Consider the following 20228-nt stretch of genomic DNA (forward strand, 5'->3'; position numbering starts at 1 on the left):
GTGGGCAGGACCGTTGGCGCCATGGATGGCGCCATCGAGCCCCCATGGATGGGTTTACGGCGTGTCCTGACCACCCACACCGCCCCGCCACCCCACGGATAGCTCGCTTTTGCCGTTGCCGTTGCTTGCAGCTTCGGCAGGTGCAGGGCTGCAAGCCCTGCCGAACACTCCACCGGGCGTAGAATGCGGCCATGAGCGAATCCCTTGATAACCACCTGGTCCACGGCCGCCGCCAGCGGCCGGATGGCCCGTCGCCGATCGATGTCATCTCGGTCCAGTCGCAACTTGTCTACGGCCACGCCGGCAACAGTGCCGCCGTACCGCCGATGCGCGCGCTGGGCGTGCGCGTGGCGGATATCCCGACCGTGCTGCTGAGCAATGCGCCTTTCTACGACACCACGCGTGGCCGCGTGCTGCCCGCTGACTGGTTCGCCGACCTGTTGCTGGGCACCCACGAGCGCGGCCTGCCGCAGCGGGCGAAAATGCTCGTCTCCGGCTATTTCGGCAGCACCGCCAACGGGGCCGCCTTCGCAGACTGGCTGGACGACATCCTGCCGGCCTGCCCGCAGCTGCGCTATTGCCTGGACCCGGTGATTGGCGACACGCACACCGGCCCCTACGTGGAACCCGGGCTGGAAGCGATCTTCGCCGAGCGCCTGTTGCCGCATGCCTGGCTGGTGACGCCGAACGCTTTCGAACTGAATCGCCTGACCGGCATGCCGGCGCTGGCCGAGGCCGATGCCATCGCCGCCGCGCGCACGCTGCTGGATCGCGGCCCGCATTGGGTGATCGCGCACAGCGTGGGCGGCAGCCCGGGTGAACTGGTGACCCTGGCCGTCGGCCGCGAGGAAACCTGGCGCTGGACCTCGCCGCTGCTGCCGCTGGACGTGGCGGGTACCGGTGATGTGCTGATGTCGCTGGTGGTGTCGTTCCTGCTGCGCGGCGAATCGATGCAGCAGGCGATTTCGCGTGCGATTGCCGGCACCCATGCGGCGCTGGAGGCGACCCTGGACAACGGCTTCGAGGAATTCGACGTGGTCGCCGCCGCGCCGGCGGCGCTGGCCGAAGGCACGCGCTTCCGCGCCGAACGCGTTGCATGAGCGGCCTGGACCCACGCACGCCGCGCACGGTCGGCATCGTCGGCAGCGCTGGCGCCTACGGGCGCTGGCTGACCCGCTTCTTCCAGCAGCACCTGCAGTTGCAGGTGATCGGCCACGATCCGGCCGACCCAGGTTCGCACACGCCGGAACACCTGCTGGCGCAGGCCGATGTGCTGGTGTTCTCGGCACCGATCCGGCACACCCCGGCGTTGATCGCCGAGTACGTGCGGCAATCGGCGGGCCGCGAGCAGGGCAGGCTGTGGCTGGATGTGACCTCGGTAAAGGAGGCGCCGGTGCAGGCGATGCTGGCGTCGCGGGCCGAAGTGGTCGGCCTGCACCCGATGACCGCGCCGCCGAAGGCGCCGACCCTGAAGGGCAGGGTGATGGTGGTCTGCGAAGCGCGGCTGCAGCTCTGGCAGGCGTGGGTCGATACGCTGTGCGCCGCGCTGCAGGCCGAGTGCGTGCGGGCCACGCCGCAGCACCACGACCAGATGATGGCGCTGGTGCAGGCGATGGTGCATGCCACCCATCTGGCCCAGGCCGGCGTGTTGCGCCAGTACCAGCCGCAGCTGGGCGATCTGACTGCGATGATGCCGTACCGTTCGGCATCGTTCGAGCTGGATACGGCGATCATTTCGCGCATCCTGTCGCTCAACCCGGCGATCTACGAAGACATCCAGTTCGGCAACCCGTACGTGGCGCCGATGCTGGAGCGGCTGGTGGGCCAGCTGCAGGCATTGCAGGCGCAGGTCGTGCAGGGTGACGACGGTGCACGTGGTGCATTCCGCGAGCAGCTGCTGTCGGCCAATCGCACTGCCTTCGGCGAGCAGGCGCTGGTGGACGGCAACTACACGTTCGAACGCGTGGGCTATCTGCTGGCTGACCTGACCGAGCGCAACGCGCTGTCAGTACACCTGCCGGAAGATCGGCCCGGCTCGCTGCGCGAGCTGCTGAACGTGTTCGAGCAGCATCGCATCAGCCTGGCCTCGATCCATTCCTCACGTACGCCTGGTGGCGAAGTGCACTTCCGCATCGGGTTCATCGCCGGCAGTGATCCGGCAGCGATCACCCGGGCGGCCGCGGAAGTGGACGCCAGCGGCATCGGGCGGGTGCTCGGCTGACCACATTCATCCACAGGCGGTGTGGATGGATCCTGAGCAAACGTGTGGATAACCTCTCTCAGCCCTTGCTGGCAAAGGCTGTCAAGATGCCTGGCGAAAAATTGGCCACGCTTTTCTGTAGGGTCGAACCATGCTCGGGTGCTTTTGGCCAAAAGCGTGTCGACCAAGGTCGATACCTGCCAGAGCGGAGGATGGAGATCCGGTAGCGCGAGCGCGGAGCAGCACGAATGCGGTAGCGCCGGGCCATGCCCGGCGAACCTCAAATCGTCAACCGCAGTTCACCACCACTGGTGGTGAACTCACGCCCATTGCGCACCAGCTGGCGCCCGTCATCCAGCTCATAGCGCGGCGTGGCTTCGGAGTGGTGCCCGCTGCCGTTTGCCTCGGGCTTGAATTCGATGATGATGTGGCTTTCGCCATTACTGTCGACGGCGGGGAACTGACGGAACGACATCGCGTACCTCCTTCAGCGGATGCTGCGGGTGCGCGGCCAGCTTGGTCTTGCCGATGTTAGCCGGCCGTCATCAATCGATGAACTGCAGTCGTGCCAGTTCAGCGTACAGTCCGCCTTCGGCCAGCAGCTGCGCATGGGTACCTTCGGCGACGATACGGCCCTGGTCCATCACCACGATGCGGTCGGCCTTGAGCACGGTGGCCAGGCGGTGGGCGATGACCAGCGTGGTGCGACCGGCCATCAGCCGCTCAAGTGCCTGCTGCACGCCATGCTCGCTCTGCGCATCCAGTGCGCTGGTGGCCTCATCGAGCAGCAGGATCGGCGCATCCTTCAGCAACGCGCGGGCGATCACCACGCGCTGCTGCTGGCCACCGGACAGGCGTGCGCCGCGCTCGCCCAGTTCACTGTCGTAGCCTTGCGGCAATGCCCGCAGGAAGCCATCGGCCTCTGCTGCACGTGCGGCGTCCTCGACCTCGGCGTCGCTGGCCTGCAGCCTGCCGTAGCGGATGTTGTCGCGTGCACTGGCTGCGAACAGCGTCGGCTGCTGCGGTACCAGTGCCAGCTGCGCGCGCAGCTCGGCCGGATCGACCTGGCGCACGTCGATGCCATCCACGCAGATGCGGCCGCTGGCCGGATCGTGGAAGCGCAGCAGCATCGACAGCACCGTGCTCTTGCCTGCGCCCGACGGGCCGACCAGGGCCACGGTCTCACCCGGGCGGACATGCAGGTTGAAGTGGTCCAGCGCGGCCTGGTCCGGGCGCTGCGGGTAGTGGAACACCACGTCGTCGAACTGGATTTCGCCGCGTAGCGGTTGCGGCAGTGCGTGCGGCTGCGCCGGCGCACGGATCTCGATGTCTTCCTGCAGCAGCTCGCCGATACGGCCCATGCCACCGGCCGCACGCTGCAGCTCGTTCCACACTTCGGCCAGGGCGCCCACCGAGCCGCCGCCGATCAGCGCGTACAACACGAACTGGCCCAGCGTGCCGGCACTGAGGCGGCCGTCGATGACATCGTGCGCGCCCAGCCACAGCACGCCAACGATGGCGCCAAACACCAACAGGATGGCACTGGCGGTAACCAGCGATTGCGCACCGATGCGCCGGCGTGCGGCACCGATGGCATCGCCCAGCGCCTTGTCAAAGCGCCCGCGCTCATAGGGCTCGCGCGCATGCGCCTGCACCGTGCGCACGGCGCCCAGCGTCTCGCTGGCCAGGCTGTTGGCATCGGCGATGCGGTCCTGGCTGCTGCGCGCAACCGTACGCAGCTTGCGCGCGCCGACGATGATCGGCAGCACCGCCAGCGGGATGCCGAGCAGTGACCACGCGGCCAGCCGAGGGCTGGTGACGAACAGCATCGCCAGGCTGCCGACCACGGTTACGCTGCTGCGCAGGGCGACCGACATGGTCGAGCCGACCACGCTGCGCAGCAGTTCGCTGTCGGCGGTCAGGCGCGAGACCAGTTCGCCGCTGCGGCTGCGGTCGTGGAAACCGGCGCCGAGCTGGATCAGGTGTGCATACAGGCGGCTGCGCAGGTCGGCGACGACCTTCTCGCCCAGCAGCGACACGAAGAAGAACCGTGCGGCCGTCGCCAGTGCCAGCACCACCGCCACCAGCATCAGCAGGGCGAAGGCACGGTTGATCTGGCCACCGCTGGTGAAGCCGTGGTCGATCATCTGCTTCACGGCGGGGGCAGGCTCAGCGTGGCGGCCGAAGAGACCGCCAGGGCAAGCAGCCAGGCGGTGAACAACCCGCTGTGGCGGCGCACGAACGGCCACAACGTCCGCAGGCTGCCAAGGCGGCGCAGCGGCGGGGTCGAGGCAGGGGCGTCGTCCTTGTCAGTCATCCTGGTTGTCGTCTTGTATGCGGATACGGTCACGGGTGGCGTCGCGCAGGCGGATTTTCAATGCATCGACCTGATCGGCCGGCAATTCGGCCCGCAGGCACACGCCGTTGGCATCGAACTGTTCATCGAGTTTCCCGGCGCCGAAGGCGGGCAGGGTGGCGTGCAGGATGCCCAGGTCCTCGAAGCCGGCCAGCAGCTGCAGCCGGGCCATCGCCACCAGGGGCAGGCGGGGGCGGTGCGCAGGCACTCGGCGGCAGCGCCACCGTAGGCGCGCACCAGTCCACCGGCGCCCAGCTTGATGCCGCCGAACCAGCGCGTCACCACCACCATCACACGGTCGAAACCCTGGCCATCGATTGCCGCCAGGATCGGTCGTCCGGCCGTTCCAGCGGGCTCGCCATCATCGCTGGAGCGGTAGTCCCGGCCGTACCGGTAGGCCCAGCAGTTGTGGGTCGCGTCGGCTGCTGCAACCTGCTGCAGGATCGCCATGGCCGCTGCGGCGCTGTCGATCGGCGCAGCATGGGCGATGAAACGACTGTGTTTGACTTCCAGCGTGTGGCTGACAGGCTGGGCGAGGGTATCGAGCATTCCCGTCATTCTACGGGGTCGCCGGAGGTCACGTTCTGCTTCAGTCGTCCAGCAACGGGCGCAGGTCGCGCGGCAGGCGGGCTTCCGGATACTGCTGCACGTAGCGCTCCAGGCTGGCGCGGGCCAGATCGCGCTGGCCGTCGTCGCGTCGCGCGCGGATCTTCTGCAGCCACTGCCGGCGCGGCAGTCGCGCGTCGGCGTCCACCTCGGCCTGCACGGCATCCGCGCTCAGGCCCGCGTCGCTGCCGCGGCGCATGATGCCCGGTGCGGAACGGCTGGGCGCCTCACGCTTCATCGAGGTGATCTCCACCCGATCCAGCGCCTGCGTCCGCTCGGCCTCGGCGGCATTGGTTGCCGGTGCTGCGGCCGTGCGTGCTTTCATTGCCCCGGACGCTGCTGGCGCGAATGCCGGTGCGGGTGCGGGTGCCGAGTAGGCGGCCGGTGCAGGTGGCGCTGGCGGTGCTGCAGCCGGAGCGGGCGGGAGCGCCGCAAAGGAGGTGTCGGCGGCCGCATCTGTGGCCACGGACCGTGCAGCCTGGGCCGGCGCTTCAGCGGTCTTGGCCGGCGCAGGCTTGTGCGCACGCGCGATGGCCGGTGCCGGGGCAGCGGAAACAGGGGCGGACTCGGGTGCTGCCGGAGCAGCGGCTGGTTCCGCAACCGCCACTGCGCTGTCGGCTGAACCACTTCCAGCGGCCTGATCGGCAGCCGCGACGTCTTCTGCCGCAGCCGGTGCTGCGGCAACAGCAGTCTCGCCCGCCGGAACCGGTGGCGGTTCAGGACGCAGCTGCCAGGCGATGCCAATGGCGAACACCATCGAAGCGGCGATGCCGAACACCGCTGGCCAACGCGGGCCTGTGCGCTGCTTGCGCGGCGCCTCGGGAGAGGCAACAACATCGGTACCCGGAGCGTCAACCGCGGCACGTGCCGCGGCCAGGATGGCGGCGTCCAGTGCGGCCGGTGGTGCCTGCTCGGCGCGACGGCCGAGCAGCCGGGCCAGCTCGCGTTCTTCCGGCGTCAGCGGTTCGTCTCGGTTCATGCGTTCAATCCCGCACGCAGCTTGTCCATCGCATAGCGCAGCCGCGATTTCACGGTTTCCCGGCCTACGCCGGTGATCTGGCCGATCTCCTCCAGGCTCAGTTCCTGATCCAGCCGCAGTTGCAGCACTTCGCGCTGCTCCGGCGGCAATTGCTCCATCGCCAGCTGGATGCGGCGACGTTGTTCGAATTCGGAAAGTTCGGCTTCCGGGGTCTGCCCGTCCTCGATCGCGGCCAGGCGCAGGTCGGCGTCGGCCGGTGCGGCAGGGCGATGGCGGGCGGCGCGCCAATGGTCGTTCAGGCGGTTGTGGGCGATGCGGAACAGCCAGGTGCTGAACGCTGCTTCGGGCTGCCACCCGGCACGGGCGCTGATCACCCGCTGCCAGACGTCCTGGAAGATCTCCTCGGCCAGCGCGTTGTCGCGCAGTTGGCGCAGCAGGAAACCGAACAGTCGCTTGCGATGGCGCGCATACAGGCTTTCGAACGCGTGCAGGTCGCCGCCGGCCCAGGCCAGCATCAAGGCTTCATCGGTTGGCAGTGCGCTGGCTTCCACGGCGTACAGGGTAAGGCCTGCAGGCGATGGCGCATAGCCGGTGGCAGGGGCGGGCAGGGCGAGGGTCATGGCTCGGAAGAGGCTGCGGACGGCAGGAAAAACGTACGGGCGCACGATTCGGGGTTTACGGGCTTCCATTGCCCCCGGGTGGCGCGCTATGCTCGTCGGCTCAGGGGAGGCGACGCATCGACGGCGCCAAGAGATTGTCATTTGTCCACGCATGCTGAACCGGCGGAAGAGCCACCACACGAGGCCGTGCTGAGCACGGCGCTGGTGCGCGCGTTGCATGCGCTTTTGCCGGAAACGGCCTTGGTCCGCGTCGGCTGGGACGACCCGCAGCTCGGGCGTGGTCAGGGCGGGTGGCCGGCCGACGGGGCGGCAGGCGCGTTCACTGCGCCGGGCATCGGCGACGGCTCCCATGGCTGGGAACATGACGGTGCACGCCTGCAGTTGTCGGTGGAAGGCGCTGTGCCTTCCGCGGCGTGGTGGGGGCTGGCCCGTCAGGCCATGGAACTGGCACTGCAGCGTGGCCGCCAGGCCGGGCAGATCAAGGCGCTGGAAGAAGCTGAACGGTTGCAGCAGGCGCTGTTCCAGATCGCCGATCTGGCCGGCGCCGATCTGGAAATGTCGGAGATGCTGCGTCACGTGCACGGCGTGCTCGGCACGCTGATGTATGCCGAGAACTGCTACATCGTTGAATACGATGATGTGCGTGACCAGATCCGCTTCCTGTACTTCGCCGACCAGGTCGACGATTTCGTCGCCGACCCGACGCAGAGCCATGACGCCGCCGAGATGCCGCGCAGCTTGACCGTCGCGCTGCTGCGCCATGGCAAGCCGCTCAGCGGACCCTCGCGCGAACTGCTGGCGCGCGTGGTCGAGCAGGAGCACGACCCGCAGCGTGGCCCCGAAAGCCTGGACTGGCTGGGTGTGCCGATGCTGCGCGATGGCCGGGTATGCGGCGCGATCGTGGTGCAGAGCTATGAGCTGGCGGCCCGTTATGGCGAGGCCGAGCGGGCGTTGCTGGGCTTTGTCGCGCAGCACGTGCAGACTGCGATGGATCGGCGCCAGGCGCAGGTCCGGCTGGAGCAACAGGTGGAGCGGCGTACGCTGGAACTGCAGCGCGCCAACCACAGCCTGCAGGATGAAGTGGCGGAGCGCCGGCGCGCCGAGCAACTGCAGACCGCGCTGTACAACATTGCCGAAATGGCGATGTCGGCCGACAGCCTGGCCCAGTTCTACGGGCAGGTGCATGGCGTGGTCGGGCGCCTGCTCGATGCGCGCAACTTCTATATCGCGCTGGTGAACGGAAGCGGCAACGGCCTGGACTTCGTCTATTCGGTGGACGAGCACAATGCCAGCCGTGCACCTCGTCCGTTCAGTCGCGGCCTGACCGAATACGTGGTGCGCAACCGGCGGCCCCTACTGGCCTCACGCGCCCAGATCGATGCGCTGCTGGCCAGTGGCGAGGTGCGTGAATCCGGCGCGCGCTCGCATTGCTGGCTGGGCGTGCCGCTGCTGCGCGATGACGAGGTGGTCGGTGCGATCGTGGTGCAGAGTTACAGCGAGAACAGTACGTTCAGCGTGCACGATCAGCGGCTGTTGACGTTCGTTGCGCAGAACATCGGAACCGGGTTGGCGCGCCAGCGCGACCAGCAACGGCTGCGTTTGGCGCATGCCGAACTGGAAAAGCGCGTGGAGGAACGCACGCGTGAGCTGGCCGAGGTCAACGAGAAGTTGCTCGGCCAGATCGGCGAGCGCCTGCGGGCCGAGCAACGCCTGACCCATCAGGCCATGCACGATGCGCTGACCGGCCTGCCCAACCGGCTGCACCTGCTCGATCGCCTGCAGGATGCGCTGGCGCTGGCCAGGCGCGAGGGTGGGCCGGTGTTCGCCGTGCTGTTCCTCGACCTGGATCGCTTCAAGCTGGTCAACGACAGCATCGGCCACGCCGCGGGTGACCGCATGCTGGTGGAGGTGGCCAAGCGCATCGTATCGATGGCCGGTGCCGATGATGTGGTGGCACGGCTGGGCGGTGATGAATTCGCGGTACTGCTGCAATGCCCGCAGGGCCTGGCACAGGCACTGGATTTCGGCCAGCGCCTGCTGCTGGCACTGCAGGAGTCGATGTGGATCGCCGGCCGCGAACTGTTCCCGTCCGGCAGCCTGGGCATCGCGCTGTGGAATCCGCGCTACCGTACCGGCGAGGAGCTGCTGCGTGATGCGGACGCGGCGATGTACCGGGCCAAGGCGCAGGGCCATGACCGCTGCGCGATCTTCGACGAGGACATGCGTGAACAGGCCATGCGCAGCCTCGACCTGGAAGCCGATCTGCGCCGCGCGATCAACAACCGTGATTTCGTTCCGTTCTTCCAGCCGATCGTGCGCCTGTCCGATGGCGAAGTGGTGGGACATGAGGCATTGCTCCGCTGGCAGCACGAGCGTCGTGGCCTGCTGTTGCCCGGCGCGTTCCTGGAGCTGGGAGAGGAAAGCGGCCTGATCGAACAGGTCGACTGGCTGATCTACGAGCAGGTCATCGCGCGCCTGGCCGAAGGTGGGCAGAGCTATGTCTCGGTGAACGTTTCGCCGCGCCATTTCCGCTCGGCCGAGTTCAGCGACCGCCTATTCGGCCTGCTCGACGCGTGTGGCGCCGATCCGCGCCGGCTGCGGCTGGAGATTACCGAGGTCGCGCTGCTGGACGATGCGCCGCACACGCTGCGCATCCTGCAGGGCCTGCGCGAGCGTGGCATCCAGGTGCAGCTGGACGACTTTGGTACCGGCTTCTCTGCGCTGTCCTACCTGCACCGATTCCCGATCAGTACATTGAAGATCGACCAGAGTTTCATCGCCGGCCTGCACGGGCCGGAAGTGCAGAGCACGCGCGCGCTGGTCGAAGGCGTGCTGTCACTGGCCCGCACCCTGGGCATCGAAACCATTGGCGAAGGCATCGAGACCGAGGCGCAGCGGCAGACACTGCGCGAACTCGGTTGCGACTATGGCCAGGGATACCTGCTGGGCCGTCCCGCACCGTGGGCACGGACGCTGGCGTGAGCCACCGCGACGGTTCGCTTCAGCGCAGAGCCGAGCGACGTTTCTCGTCGATCCACTTCGAGGCCTGGGCCGGCTGGTAGTTCTGCATCCACACCAGCATTTCCTCGATGTCCGAGCCGTACCAGAGGTCCTGGCGCTGGTCCGGATGCAGGAAACGCTCTTCCACCATGCGGTCGATCATGCCGATCAGCGGCGCGTAGAAACCTTCCACATCGAGGAACGCGCACGGCTTGTTGCCGATGCCCAGCTGGCGCCAGGTCAGCATCTCGAAGATCTCTTCCATGGTGCCGAAGCCACCGGGCAGGGCAACGAAGCCATCGGCGAGGTCGAACATGCGCGACTTGCGCTCATGCATCGAGCCGACGATCTCCAGTTCGGTCAGGCCGCGGTGGGCCACTTCCCAGTCGGCCAGCTGGCGCGGGATCACGCCGGTCACCTCGCCGCCAGCGGCGAGCACGGCGTTGGCCACGGTACCCATCAGGCCAACGTTGCCGCCGCCATACACCAGGCGCAGGCCATCGCGGGCAATGCGGTCGCCCAGTGCAATGGCGCGTTCGGTATAGGCCGGCTTGCTGCCAGCGTTGGAACCACAGTACACACAGATCGATTTCATGGATCTTCCTGTCTCTTGGCCGGAAACGAAAACGCCCCGTCGCCGACCGCAGGGCGGTCAGAGACGGGGTGTCAGTGGATTATGAGGCCTTGACAGGCCTTCTGTAGCGCCGAGCCGCGCCGCGTTTAACCGGCGGTGCCATTGCACCACCTCGCATCGCAATGCGCGCGGAGCCCTCCGTTCCGGGGGATGGTTCCGGGCTCGGCTGCCCTTCGTTCAGATCACGGCAAAGGCGTCAGCCAAGCAAGGCGATGCCGGTCGTCCTGACCATCACCCTTCGGGCCGTCGCCAGCGACGTTGGCAGCGGCTCCTGCCGCTGCCTCCGGTTCTACCAAAGCGATGGCTTACGCCGCCGCGGCCTGCTCGCGGCGCGGGCCTTCACGCAGGGCACTGCCCACCATGGCCACCAGCAGGTCCAGCTCCTGGCTGTCCATGCCGAAGTGCGGGGTGAAGCGCAGCGAGTTCTCACCACCGTGAATCACGTTGATGCCGTGCTGGCGCAGCCATTCCTCGGTGGAGTTGGCGCCATAACACTTGAACTGCGGGGCCAGCTCGCACGAGAACAGCAGCCCGGTGCCCTGCACCTTGGTGATCAGGCCGCCCAGCTCGCTCTTGAGCTGTTCCAGCTTGCGCACGGCCTCGGCACCGCGCTCGGCGATGTTGGCGCGTACCTGTGGGGTCAGCTGTGCCAGGGTGGCGCAGGCGACGTCCAGCGCACGCGGGTTGCTGGTCATGGTGTTGCCGTAGATGCCCTTGCGGTACAGCTGCGCAGCATGCTCGGTCACCGCCAGCACCGACAGCGGGTACTGCGCGGCGTTGAGCGCCTTGGAATAGGTCTCCATGTCCGGCGGGTCAAGGCCTTCAAAGCCCGGGTAATCGACCACCGACAGCACGCCATGCGCGCGCAGGCCGGCCTGGATCGAGTCGAGCAGCAGCAGGCTGCCATGCGCACGGGTCAGCTCACGGGCAACGGCATAGAACGACGGCGGCACCGAACGGCCCGGGTCGCCTTCGCCCATCACCGGCTCCAGGAATACGGCTTCGATGAACCATTGGTTGCGTGCAGCATCCTCGAACACCTTGCGCAGGCCGGCCTCGTCGTAAGGCGCCACGGTGATCACCGAGTCCTCGCCACGGTAGCTGGCCAGGTGCTGCATGTAGCTCTTGCGGCTGGAATCCGAATAGAGGGCAGGGCGGTCGGTACGGCCATGGAAGCTGCCCTTGACCACCACGCGCTTGATCGTAGCGCCGGCGTGACGTGCGCCAGGATCGGTCTGCAGCTTGGCGTTGACGTCGGCGATGCGCGCGGCCAGGCCGACGGCTTCGGAGCCGGAATTCAGGCACATGAAACGGGCGAACGGGCAGCCGCCACGGCGGTGGCCGATCTCGGCGCGCAGGGCGGTGATGAAGCGCTGCTGCGACAGGCTGGGGGTCATGATGTTGGCCATCACCTGTGGGCGCGCCATGGCCTCCAGCACGGCGTCCGGGGTGTGCCCGAAGCCGAGCATGCCGTAGCCGCCGGCGTCGTACAGCACGGCGCCCTTCAGGGTGACCACCCATGGGCCGCGCGCGGCCAGCGCCACGTACGGGGTCACCGCGTCATCGGCATAGAAATTGACGAATCCGTCCTGCATCGCGTCGATCTGTGCCTGTTCGTCCTGTGCCAGCAGCGGCCCCAGGTCGGCCTGCACGCGCGCGAATTCCTCGGCGGCGGCGTCCACTGCGGCGATCAGCTGCGGGTGGTTGGCGGACAGGGCGGTCAGGGTGGCATCGTCCAGGCCGGTAGTGAGGCGGGTGCCGGGCTGGTTGCGCAGGGGGGCGAGGCGTTCGATGAAGCTCATTGCAGATCTCCTGAAACAATGGGTCGCACGGGCCATCAAAAGCAAAACGCGCGTCATCACGCGCGCTTGGGGCAGGCTCGTGCAGCGGACTTCCGGTTCGATGCTAGCACTTGTTTTTTTGCGCGATAACCCCGCAGAAACCTGCTGCATAGCAGCATTTTGCGCGACGTTCGCCGCGAAGTGCGCCGGCTCGCAGACGCTGGACGTACAATGCGCGCCATTGTCGACCTGTTGCCGCCCACCGCCTTGAAGAAGTCCGATTTCCACTACGACCTGCCGGCTGAACTGATCGCGCAGGCTCCCCTGGCCGAACGCTCCGCCAGCCGCCTGCTGCTGGTACCGCCGGCACCTGCCGCCTTCACCGACCTGCAGGTGCGTGACCTGCCGTCGCTGCTGCAGCCGGGCGACCTGCTGGTGTTCAACGACACCCGGGTGATTCCGGCGCGCCTGTTCGGGCAGAAGGCCAGCGGCGGCCGCGTGGAGATCCTGATCGAGCGCCTGCTCGGCGGTCAGCAGGCGCGTGCGCAGGTCGGCGCCAGCAAGTCGCCGAAGGCCGGCAGTCGCATCGCGCTGGATGCCGGTGGCGAAGCCGAGGTGCTGGGCCGCGATGGCGAGTTCTACGTGCTGCAGTTCCATGTGCCGGAGTCGCTGGAGCAGTGGCTGCTGCATGCCGGCCGCCTGCCGTTGCCGCCCTACATCCAGCGCGAGCCGGGCGTGGACGACCGCGAGCGGTACCAGACCGTGTTCGCGCGCGAGGTAGGCGCGGTGGCAGCACCGACCGCCGGCCTGCATTTCGACGAGCCGCTGCTGGCGGCGCTGAAGGACAAGGGCGTGGAGTTCGGCCACGTCACCCTGCATGTGGGTGCGGGCACCTTCCAGCCGGTGCGCGCCGATGACCTGAAGGACCACGTTATGCACCGCGAGTGGCTGAACGTCGGCGCCGAACTGGTGCAGCAGGTGCGGCGCACGCGCGCCGGCGGCGGCCGGGTGATCGGCGTCGGCACCACCGTGGTGCGCGCGCTGGAAAGCGCGATGCGCGATGGCGAGCTGCTGCCGTTCGCCGGCGAGACCCAGATCTTCATCACCCCGGGCTACCGCATCCGCAGCGTCGACGCGATGGTGACCAATTTCCACCTGCCGGAAAGCACGCTGCTGATGATGATCTCGGCGTTTGCAGGCAAGGACCGCGTGTTCGAGGCCTACCGGCACGCGATCGAGCAACGCTACCGCTTCTTCAGCTACGGCGACGCAATGCTGCTGTTCCCGCAGGCGGAGTAGGGGCTGACCTCTGCTTGCTTGTGGTGGGTGCGCACCGTTGGTGCGCACTTGCAGGTGCCTGGAGACCAGGAAAGCCACGCATGGCATGGCTCTACTGCCGTGCCGTTCAGGCCTGAATGGGCGGTCGAGCCGGTTTTGGGAGACAATGAGCAACTATTTGCCCGAATGACCGCTCCATGTCCCGACTGCAGTTCCAGCTCCAGACCCGCGATGGCCGTGCCCGCCGTGGCCGCCTGACCTTCCCGCGTGGCACGGTGGAAACGCCGGCCTTCATGCCGGTGGGGACCTATGGCTCGGTCAAGGGCATCCTGCCGGACCAGGTGCGGGCGCTGGGCGCCGAGATCATCCTCGGCAACACCTTCCACCTGTACCTGCGCCCCGGCCTGGACATCATCGCCGACCACGGCGGGCTGCACGGCTTCTGCCGCTGGGATGGCCCGATCCTGACCGACTCCGGTGGTTTCCAGGTGTTCTCGCTGGCCCATCGACGCAAGATCACCGAGCAGGGCGTGACCTTTGCCTCGCCCACCGACGGCGCCCGGGTGTTCCTCGGTCCCGAGGAGAGCATGAAGATCCAGAAGGTGCTCGATTCGGACATCGTGATGATCTTCGACGAGTGCACCCCGTACCCGGCCACCGAAGACGTTGCCCGCCGTTCCATGGAGCTGAGCCTGCGCTGGGCCCAGCGCAGCCGCAACGCGCATGACGAGCTGGGCAACGACGCGGCCTTGTTCGGCATCGTCCAGGGGGGCGTGCACACCGACCTGCGCAGCCGCTCGGCCGACGCCCTGCAGGCGATCGGCTTCGACGGCTACGCCATCGGCGGCCTGGCCGTGGGCGAGCCGGAGCACGAGCGCAACGCCATGCTCGACCACCTGGATCCGGAGCTGCCGGGCGACCGCCCGCGTTACCTGATGGGCGTGGGCCGGCCGGAGGACCTGGTCGAGGGCGTGGCACGCGGCGTGGACATGTTCGACTGCGTGATGCCGACCCGTAATGCGCGCAACGGCCACTATTTCACCTCGTTCGGCACCGTTCGCATCCGCAATTCCCAGTACGCGCGGGACATGGACCCGATCGAGCCGGGCTGCGGCTGCGTGGCCTGCACCGGCGGTTACACCCGGTCCTACCTGCGCCACCTGGACCGCTGCAACGAGATGCTGGCGCCGATGCTGGGCACCCTGCACAACCTTTTCTATTACGAAAAGCTCATGGCCGACATCCGTGCCGCGATCGAGGCGGGAACCTTCCTGGCCTTCCGCGAGTCCTTCTACGCGGCACGCGGAGCGGTGGCCCCGCCGCTGTAACCCCGGCGCCCCCCTGCCGAACGGCCCAAGGACGAACGCCCGGGGCCGTGGCATACTTCAAGGCTGACCCAGATCCGCGGTCGACACCCCCGCCCCTCAAGGGACGGGAGCGCCGCCCAACCAAAGGACCAACGATGAACCTGCTTGCTTTCCTGATTCCCGCCGCCCACGCCCAGGCCGCCGGCGGCCAACCGCAGGGCATGGGCCTGACCACGCTGCTGTTCCCGATCATCCTGATCGCCATCATGTACTTCCTGATGATCCGCCCGCAGATGAAGCGGCAGAAGGAGCACAAGGCCATGCTGGAGAAGATCAAGCGCGGCGATGAAGTGCTGACCAACGGCGGCATCGCCGGCAAGGTCACCGACATCGGCGACCACTTCATCACCGTCGAAGTGGCCGACAACGTGCGCATCCGCGTGCAGAAGGGCGCTGTCGGCAGCGTGCTGCCGACCGGCACCCTGGATTCGGCCAAGTAAGCCACTCCCTTTCCGAAGCACAACCGCGGCGCCGGGGATGGCGCCGCGCGGGACCCAAGCAATGCTCGAATTTCCACGCTGGAAGTACGTCGTCATCCTGATCGTACTGGCGCTCAGCGCGCTGTACGCGCTGCCCAACATCTACCAGAAGGACCCGGCCATCCAGATCACCGCCAACCGTGGCGGGCAGATCGACGATGCGCTGCGCGACCGTGTGCTGGCCGACCTGAAAAAGGCCGGCATCGCCACCATCGGTGCCGACAAGGAAGGGGAAAGCCTGATCGTCCGCCTGTCGGACCTGAAGTCGCAGTCCGCTGCCAGCGACGCCCTGCGTGACACCGTCGGCGAGAAGTACACCGTGGCGCTGAACCTGGCTTCGACCGTGCCGGACTGGCTGGCCAACCTCGGCGGTCGCCCGATGGTGCTGGGCCTGGACCTGCAGGGCGGCGTGCATTTCGTGCTGCAGGTCGACCAGAAGGCTGCCCTCGACAAGCGCCTGGATGCCTATACCGAAGACGTGCGCAGCACCCTGCGTGACGCGCGCATCGCCTACCAGTCGGTGGAACGCCGCGCCGACAACAGCATCGTGGCCAACCTGAGCCCATCCGCCGGCGATGACGCCGCGCAGCGCGCCCGCGCCGCGCTGGTCAAGGCGCAGCCGACCCTCGGCTACGACGTCAGCGGCAACCGCATCACGGTGACCGTGCCCGATACCGAGATCGCGCAGATCTCCAATGGTGCCATCGAGCAGAACATCAACACCCTGCGCAACCGCGTGAACCAGCTCGGCGTGGCTGAGCCGATCATCCAGCGCCAGGGTGCCGACCGCGTGGTCGTGCAGCTGCCCGGCGTGCAGGACACCGCCGAAGCCAAGCGCATGATCGGTGCCACCGCCACCCTGGAATACCGTGCGGTGGTTGAAGGCAATGCGCAGGACGCCATCAACTCCGGCCGCATTCCGCCGGAAGCGAAGGTCTACCAGCAGCGCGACGGCCGTGGCCCGATCCTGCTGAACAAGCGCGTGATCGTCACCGGTGACCAGATGGTTGGTGCGCAGGCGGTGACCGATTCGAACAGCGGCTCGCCGGCGGTCAGCGTGACGCTGAACAACGTCGGTGGCCAGCGCATGTTCGACTTCACCAGCGCCAACGTGAACAAGCCGATGGCGGTGGTCTACACCGAGCGCGTGCCGACCGTGACCGTCGTCGACGGCCAGGAAGTGCGTGGCTTCAAGGTCAACGAGGAAGTGATCTCGGTGGCCAACATCAACGGCGTGTTCGGCAAGAACTTCCAGACCACCGGCCTGCAGAAGAAGGAAGCCGAAGACCTGGCCAAGCTGCTGAAGTCGGGTTCGCTGGCTGCGCCGATGGACTTCGTCGAGGAGCGCGTGGTCGGCCCGAGCCTCGGCGCCGAGAACGTCAAGAACGGCATGCGCGCGGTGGTGTTCGCGTTCCTGTTCACCCTGGTGTTCTTCAGCGTGTACTACCGCATGTTCGGTGTGATCACCTCGGCAGCGATGCTGTTCAACCTGCTGATCGTAGTGGCGGTGATGTCGCTGTTCGGTGCCACCATGACCCTGCCGGGCTTTGCCGGCCTGGCGTTGTCGGTCGGCCTGTCGGTGGACGCCAACGTGCTGATCAACGAGCGTATCCGTGAAGAGCTGCGAGCCGGTGTGCCGGGCAAGACGGCGATCGTGACCGGTTACGAGCGTGCCTCGGGCACCATCCTCGACGCCAACCTGACCGGCCTGATCGTCGGCGTGGCGCTGTTTGCATTCGGTACCGGTCCGCTGAAGGGCTTCGCGCTGACCATGATCATCGGTATTTTCGCCTCCATGTTCACCGCGATCACCGTGTCGCGTGCGCTGGCGACGCTGATCTACGGCCGTCGCAAGAAGCTCCAGAACGTGGCCATCTGACGGGACGACACGCACAATGAAACTGTTTCCGCTGCACATCCTCCCGAACGACACCAAGATCGACTTCATGCGCTGGCGCCATGTCGCCATGGCAGTCACCATCGTGGTGTTCCTGGCCTCGGTCGCCATCATCGGCATCAAGGGCTTCAACTACGCGCTGGACTTCACCGGCGGCACCCTGATCGAAGCCCGCTTCGACAAGGCGGTGGATGTTGAGCAGGTCCGCACCAAGCTCGAGCAGAGTGGCTTCGAAGGCGCCCAGGTGCAGAGCGTGGGTGGCAACACCGACCTGCTGATCCGCCTGGCCCCGCACGGCGAGCATGCTCCGGGTACCGGCGACGCCGCCCACGAGGACAAGGCCACGGCCGCTGCCGTGGTGAAGGCGTTGTCCACTGCCGACAATCAGGCCACCGTGCTCCGCAACGAGTTCGTGGGCCCGCAGATCGGCAAGGACCTGGCGATGAATGGCCTGTATGCCACCATCTTCATGCTGGCCGGCTTCCTGATCTACATCGCAGTGCGCTTCGAGTGGAAGTTCGCGGTCACCGCCAGCATCGTGGCGATGTTCGACCTGATCGTGACGGTCGCTTACGTGTCCCTGCTGGGCCGTGAGTTCGACCTGACCGTGCTGGCCGGCCTGCTGTCGGTGATGGGCTTTGCGATCAACGACATCATCGTGGTCTTCGACCGCGTCCGTGAGAACTTCCGCAGCCTGCGCGTGGATTCGATGGAAGTGCTGAACCGTTCGATCAACCAGACGCTGTCGCGTACGGTGATCACTGCGGTGATGTTCTTCCTGTCCGCGCTTGCCCTGTACCTGTACGGCGGCAGCTCGATGGAAGGCCTGGCCGAGACGCATATGATCGGTGCGGTGATCGTGGTGCTGTCCTCGATCCTGGTGGCAGTGCCGATGCTGACGATCGGTTTCCTGCGCGTCAGCAAGCAGGACCTGCTGCCGAAGGCGAAGGACGTTGAGGCCCTGGCCCGTCGCCCGTAACCGTTCGCGCTGCACGCAACCCACAGAGAACCCGCGCAAGCGGGGTTTTTTGTGTTGCAGGGCTTGCAGCCCTGCACCCACGGTAGTGCCGGCCGCTGGCCGGCAACAGCAACAGCAACAGCAACAGCAAGAGCGTGCCTTCCGTGGGTGGGCGGGGCGGTGTCGGAGTGCGGGGACGCCGCAAGTACGTCCGTGTAGGCTTGGCAGCCGCATCCATGCGGCTGACACCCCGCACTCCGACACCGACCCACCTTCGACGGGTTCACGCGGCTGTCGGTAGGTGTCGACCTGGGTCGACACATTTGTCAGATATCGAAACAATTCTGGGGTCAGATCCGTTTTCCTTCAGAAAACGGATCTGACCCCAAGAGCTGTTCCGACAGATCGCGGAAGACTGTCAAAGGCGGGGTGGGTCCGGTTGCGGGGTGTCCGCGGCATGGATGCCGCGGCCAAGCCCCCATGGACGGGTTAACGGCGTCCCCCGCAACCGGACCCACCCCGGCATCCCTCAGTAGCCCGGCTTTTGACGTTGCTTCGGCCGTTGCTGTTGCTTATGCGGGTGCAGGGCTGCAAGCCCTGCAAAAGAAACCCCACCCTACGCCAGCGTCGGTTGTGCAATCTTCCCCCGCGCACTACGATCCTGCGGTTCGCGCGCGTGCGCGCCCTTACTCCTGCTGAGCGCCCTGCGCGCCGCATCTGCCAACCCGAGGTATCCATGGTCATCAAACCGCGCGTCCGCGGCTTCATCTGCGTCACCACCCACCCGACCGGCTGCGAGGCCGCGGTCAAGCAGCAGATCGACTACATCCGTGCGCGCCCGCCGATCCAGAACGGTCCCAAGCGTGTGCTGGTGATCGGCGCGTCCACCGGCTACGGCCTGGCCGCACGCATCACCGCTGCCTTCGGCAGTGGTGCTGCCACCCTCGGCATCTTCTTCGAACGCTCGGGCAGCGAGACCAAGCCGGGTACCGCGGGCTGGTACAACTCGGCCGCGTTCCACAAGTACGCCGACGAAGCCGGCCTGTACGCCAAGAGCATCAATGGCGATGCCTTCTCCGATGAAGTGAAGGCGAAGACCATCGAAATGATCAAGGCCGATCTGGGCCAGGTCGACCAGGTTGTCTACAGCCTGGCAGCGCCGCGCCGCAAGCACCCGAAGACCGGCGAGATCATCAGCTCCACGTTGAAGCCGATCGGCGAGCCGATCACCCTGCGCGGGCTGGATACCGACAAGGAAGTGATCACCGAGACCACCCTGCAGCCGGCCACCCCGGAAGAAATCGCCGGCACCGTCGCGGTGATGGGCGGCGAGGACTGGCAGATGTGGATCGATGCGCTGGCCGATGCCGGCGTGCTGGCCAATGGTTGTACCACCACGGCCTTCACCTACGTGGGCGAAGAGATCACCCAGGCGATCTACTGGAATGGCTCGATCGGCGCGGCCAAGAAGGACCTGGACACCAAGGTGCTGGGCCTGCGCGAAAAGCTGGCGAGAATCGGCGGCGACGCGCGCGTGTCGGTGCTGAAGGCCGTCGTGACCCAGGCCAGCTCGGCCATTCCGACCATGCCGCTGTACCTGTCGCTGCTGTTCAAGGTGATGAAGGAAAAGGGCACCCACGAAGGCTGCATCGAGCAGCTCGACGTGCTGTACGACATCCTTTACGGCGGCAAGTCCGATGGCGTGGCGGTCGATCGCCTGCGCCACGACCTGGTCGATGGCGACGGCCACACCGTCGCGCTGGTCGATGAGGAAGGCCGCCTGCGTGCGGACTACAAGGAAATGGCCGCAGACGTGCAGGGCAAGGTGGTCGCGCTGTGGCCACAGGTGACCAACGAGAACCTGTACGAAATCAGCGACCTGGCCGGTTACAAGGCCGACTTCCTGCGTCTGTTCGGTTTTGGCGTGGAGGGCGTCGACTACGAGGCCGACGTCAACCCGGACGTGAAGATCGGCAACCTGGTCGACATGACCTGATCAAGCAGAAGGCCGGCGAAAGCCGGCCTTCTGGTTTGGTAGTGCCGGCCGCTGGCCGGCAACCCCGGGTACCTGAG

14 protein-coding genes and 2 pseudogenes are annotated in these 20228 nt (G+C 66.9%); 9 read left to right on the plus strand and 7 right to left on the minus strand.

Going from position 1 to position 20228, the window contains the following annotated elements; translation table 11 throughout:
• Positions 1 to 191 precede the first annotated feature (191 nt).
• Together pdxY and DL544_RS08510 are read left to right on the plus strand one after the other, a co-directional pair.
• Positions 192 to 1100: a pyridoxal kinase gene (pdxY, locus tag DL544_RS08505; RefSeq protein ID WP_139726988.1), complete on the plus strand. Its 909-nt coding sequence runs from the start codon at positions 192 to 194 to the stop codon at positions 1098 to 1100.
• A complete protein-coding gene (locus DL544_RS08510; RefSeq protein ID WP_065195917.1) occupies positions 1097 to 2221 on the plus strand; it encodes a prephenate dehydrogenase in 1125 nt (374 codons plus the stop codon). The genes pdxY and DL544_RS08510 overlap by 4 nt, the downstream gene beginning before the upstream one ends.
• Positions 2222 to 2480: 259 nt before the next feature.
• Here DL544_RS08510 and DL544_RS08515 read toward each other — a convergent pair whose 3' ends face one another.
• From DL544_RS08515 to DL544_RS08535, 5 genes and pseudogenes are all read right to left on the minus strand, one after another.
• The gene (locus tag DL544_RS08515) at positions 2481 to 2675 is read right to left on the minus strand and encodes a hypothetical protein (RefSeq protein WP_005416191.1); all 195 of its coding nucleotides are present in this window, start codon (positions 2673 to 2675) and stop codon (positions 2481 to 2483) included.
• A 70-nt stretch (positions 2676 to 2745) separates the two neighbouring features.
• Positions 2746 to 4517, minus strand: a pseudogene (locus tag DL544_RS08520) (ABC transporter transmembrane domain-containing protein).
• Positions 4510 to 5105: pseudogene (locus DL544_RS08525) on the minus strand (IMPACT family protein). Before DL544_RS08525 ends, DL544_RS08520 begins: the two co-directional pseudogenes overlap by 8 nt.
• A gap of 40 nt (positions 5106 to 5145) precedes the next feature.
• On the minus strand, positions 5146 to 6141 hold the full coding sequence (locus DL544_RS08530) for a hypothetical protein (protein ID WP_065185188.1): 996 nt from the start codon (positions 6139 to 6141) through the stop codon (positions 5146 to 5148).
• Positions 6138 to 6656: an RNA polymerase sigma factor gene (locus tag DL544_RS08535; protein ID WP_229298559.1), complete on the minus strand. Its 519-nt coding sequence runs from the start codon at positions 6654 to 6656 to the stop codon at positions 6138 to 6140. Before DL544_RS08535 ends, DL544_RS08530 begins: the two co-directional genes overlap by 4 nt.
• A 246-nt stretch (positions 6657 to 6902) precedes the next feature.
• Between DL544_RS08535 and DL544_RS08540 the strand changes: the two genes are divergently transcribed.
• Positions 6903 to 9743, plus strand: a complete 2841-nt coding sequence (locus tag DL544_RS08540; RefSeq protein ID WP_065195920.1) for a bifunctional diguanylate cyclase/phosphodiesterase — start codon at positions 6903 to 6905, stop codon at positions 9741 to 9743.
• Between the two features lie 19 nt (positions 9744 to 9762).
• Here DL544_RS08540 and DL544_RS08545 read toward each other — a convergent pair whose 3' ends face one another.
• Complete coding sequence (locus DL544_RS08545; protein WP_005416197.1) at positions 9763 to 10356, minus strand: LOG family protein; 594 nt, start codon at positions 10354 to 10356, stop codon at positions 9763 to 9765.
• 344 nt (positions 10357 to 10700) lie between these two features.
• Positions 10701 to 12197: an aminotransferase class III-fold pyridoxal phosphate-dependent enzyme gene (locus DL544_RS08550; RefSeq protein WP_139726989.1), complete on the minus strand. Its 1497-nt coding sequence runs from the start codon at positions 12195 to 12197 to the stop codon at positions 10701 to 10703.
• A 210-nt stretch (positions 12198 to 12407) separates the two neighbouring features.
• On the opposite strand from DL544_RS08550, the gene queA reads away from it, so the two are divergent.
• The 6 genes from queA to fabV all read left to right on the plus strand — a co-directional run bounded on the left by queA (position 12408) and on the right by fabV (position 20151).
• Complete coding sequence (gene queA, locus DL544_RS08555; RefSeq protein ID WP_065185185.1) at positions 12408 to 13475, plus strand: tRNA preQ1(34) S-adenosylmethionine ribosyltransferase-isomerase QueA; 1068 nt, start codon at positions 12408 to 12410, stop codon at positions 13473 to 13475.
• A 176-nt stretch (positions 13476 to 13651) separates the two neighbouring features.
• Positions 13652 to 14782, plus strand: a complete 1131-nt coding sequence (tgt, locus tag DL544_RS08560; protein WP_014646826.1) for a tRNA guanosine(34) transglycosylase Tgt — start codon at positions 13652 to 13654, stop codon at positions 14780 to 14782.
• A 134-nt stretch (positions 14783 to 14916) separates the two neighbouring features.
• Entirely contained in the window at positions 14917 to 15261 is a 345-nt protein-coding gene (yajC, locus tag DL544_RS08565; protein ID WP_005416201.1) for a preprotein translocase subunit YajC, read from the plus strand.
• 61 nt (positions 15262 to 15322) lie between these two features.
• Positions 15323 to 17179: a protein translocase subunit SecD gene (gene secD, locus DL544_RS08570; protein WP_065195922.1), complete on the plus strand. Its 1857-nt coding sequence runs from the start codon at positions 15323 to 15325 to the stop codon at positions 17177 to 17179.
• Between the two features lie 16 nt (positions 17180 to 17195).
• Positions 17196 to 18176, plus strand: a complete 981-nt coding sequence (secF, locus tag DL544_RS08575) for a protein translocase subunit SecF (RefSeq protein ID WP_065185182.1) — start codon at positions 17196 to 17198, stop codon at positions 18174 to 18176.
• A 715-nt stretch (positions 18177 to 18891) separates the two neighbouring features.
• Positions 18892 to 20151, plus strand: coding sequence for an enoyl-ACP reductase FabV (gene fabV, locus DL544_RS08585; protein WP_065195923.1), 1260 nt, complete (start codon positions 18892 to 18894; stop codon positions 20149 to 20151).
• Positions 20152 to 20228 lie beyond the last annotated feature (77 nt).

Source organism: Stenotrophomonas sp. pho (assembly GCF_006228405.1).
In the GTDB taxonomy this organism is placed as follows: Bacteria; Pseudomonadota; Gammaproteobacteria; order Xanthomonadales; family Xanthomonadaceae; genus Stenotrophomonas; species Stenotrophomonas sepilia.

Bases quoted from the DNA above. Each gene is read 5' to 3' on its own strand.
- pdxY (WP_139726988.1), top strand. From the start codon at position 192: ATGAGCGAATCCCTTGATAACCACCTGGTCCACGGCCGCCGCCAGCGG.
- DL544_RS08510 (WP_065195917.1), top strand. From the start codon at position 1,097: ATGAGCGGCCTGGACCCACGCACGCCGCGCACGGTCGGCATCGTCGGC.
- DL544_RS08515 (WP_005416191.1), bottom strand. From the start codon at position 2,675: ATGTCGTTCCGTCAGTTCCCCGCCGTCGACAGTAATGGCGAAAGCCAC.
- DL544_RS08530 (WP_065185188.1), bottom strand. From the start codon at position 6,141: ATGAACCGAGACGAACCGCTGACGCCGGAAGAACGCGAGCTGGCCCGG.
- DL544_RS08535 (WP_229298559.1), bottom strand. From the start codon at position 6,656: ATGCTGGCCTGGGCCGGCGGCGACCTGCACGCGTTCGAAAGCCTGTAT.
- DL544_RS08545 (WP_005416197.1), bottom strand. From the start codon at position 10,356: ATGAAATCGATCTGTGTGTACTGTGGTTCCAACGCTGGCAGCAAGCCG.
- DL544_RS08550 (WP_139726989.1), bottom strand. From the start codon at position 12,197: ATGAGCTTCATCGAACGCCTCGCCCCCCTGCGCAACCAGCCCGGCACC.
- queA (WP_065185185.1), top strand. From the start codon at position 12,408: ATGCGCGCCATTGTCGACCTGTTGCCGCCCACCGCCTTGAAGAAGTCC.
- tgt (WP_014646826.1), top strand. From the start codon at position 13,652: ATGTCCCGACTGCAGTTCCAGCTCCAGACCCGCGATGGCCGTGCCCGC.
- yajC (WP_005416201.1), top strand. From the start codon at position 14,917: ATGAACCTGCTTGCTTTCCTGATTCCCGCCGCCCACGCCCAGGCCGCC.
- secD (WP_065195922.1), top strand. From the start codon at position 15,323: ATGCTCGAATTTCCACGCTGGAAGTACGTCGTCATCCTGATCGTACTG.
- secF (WP_065185182.1), top strand. From the start codon at position 17,196: ATGAAACTGTTTCCGCTGCACATCCTCCCGAACGACACCAAGATCGAC.
- fabV (WP_065195923.1), top strand. From the start codon at position 18,892: ATGGTCATCAAACCGCGCGTCCGCGGCTTCATCTGCGTCACCACCCAC.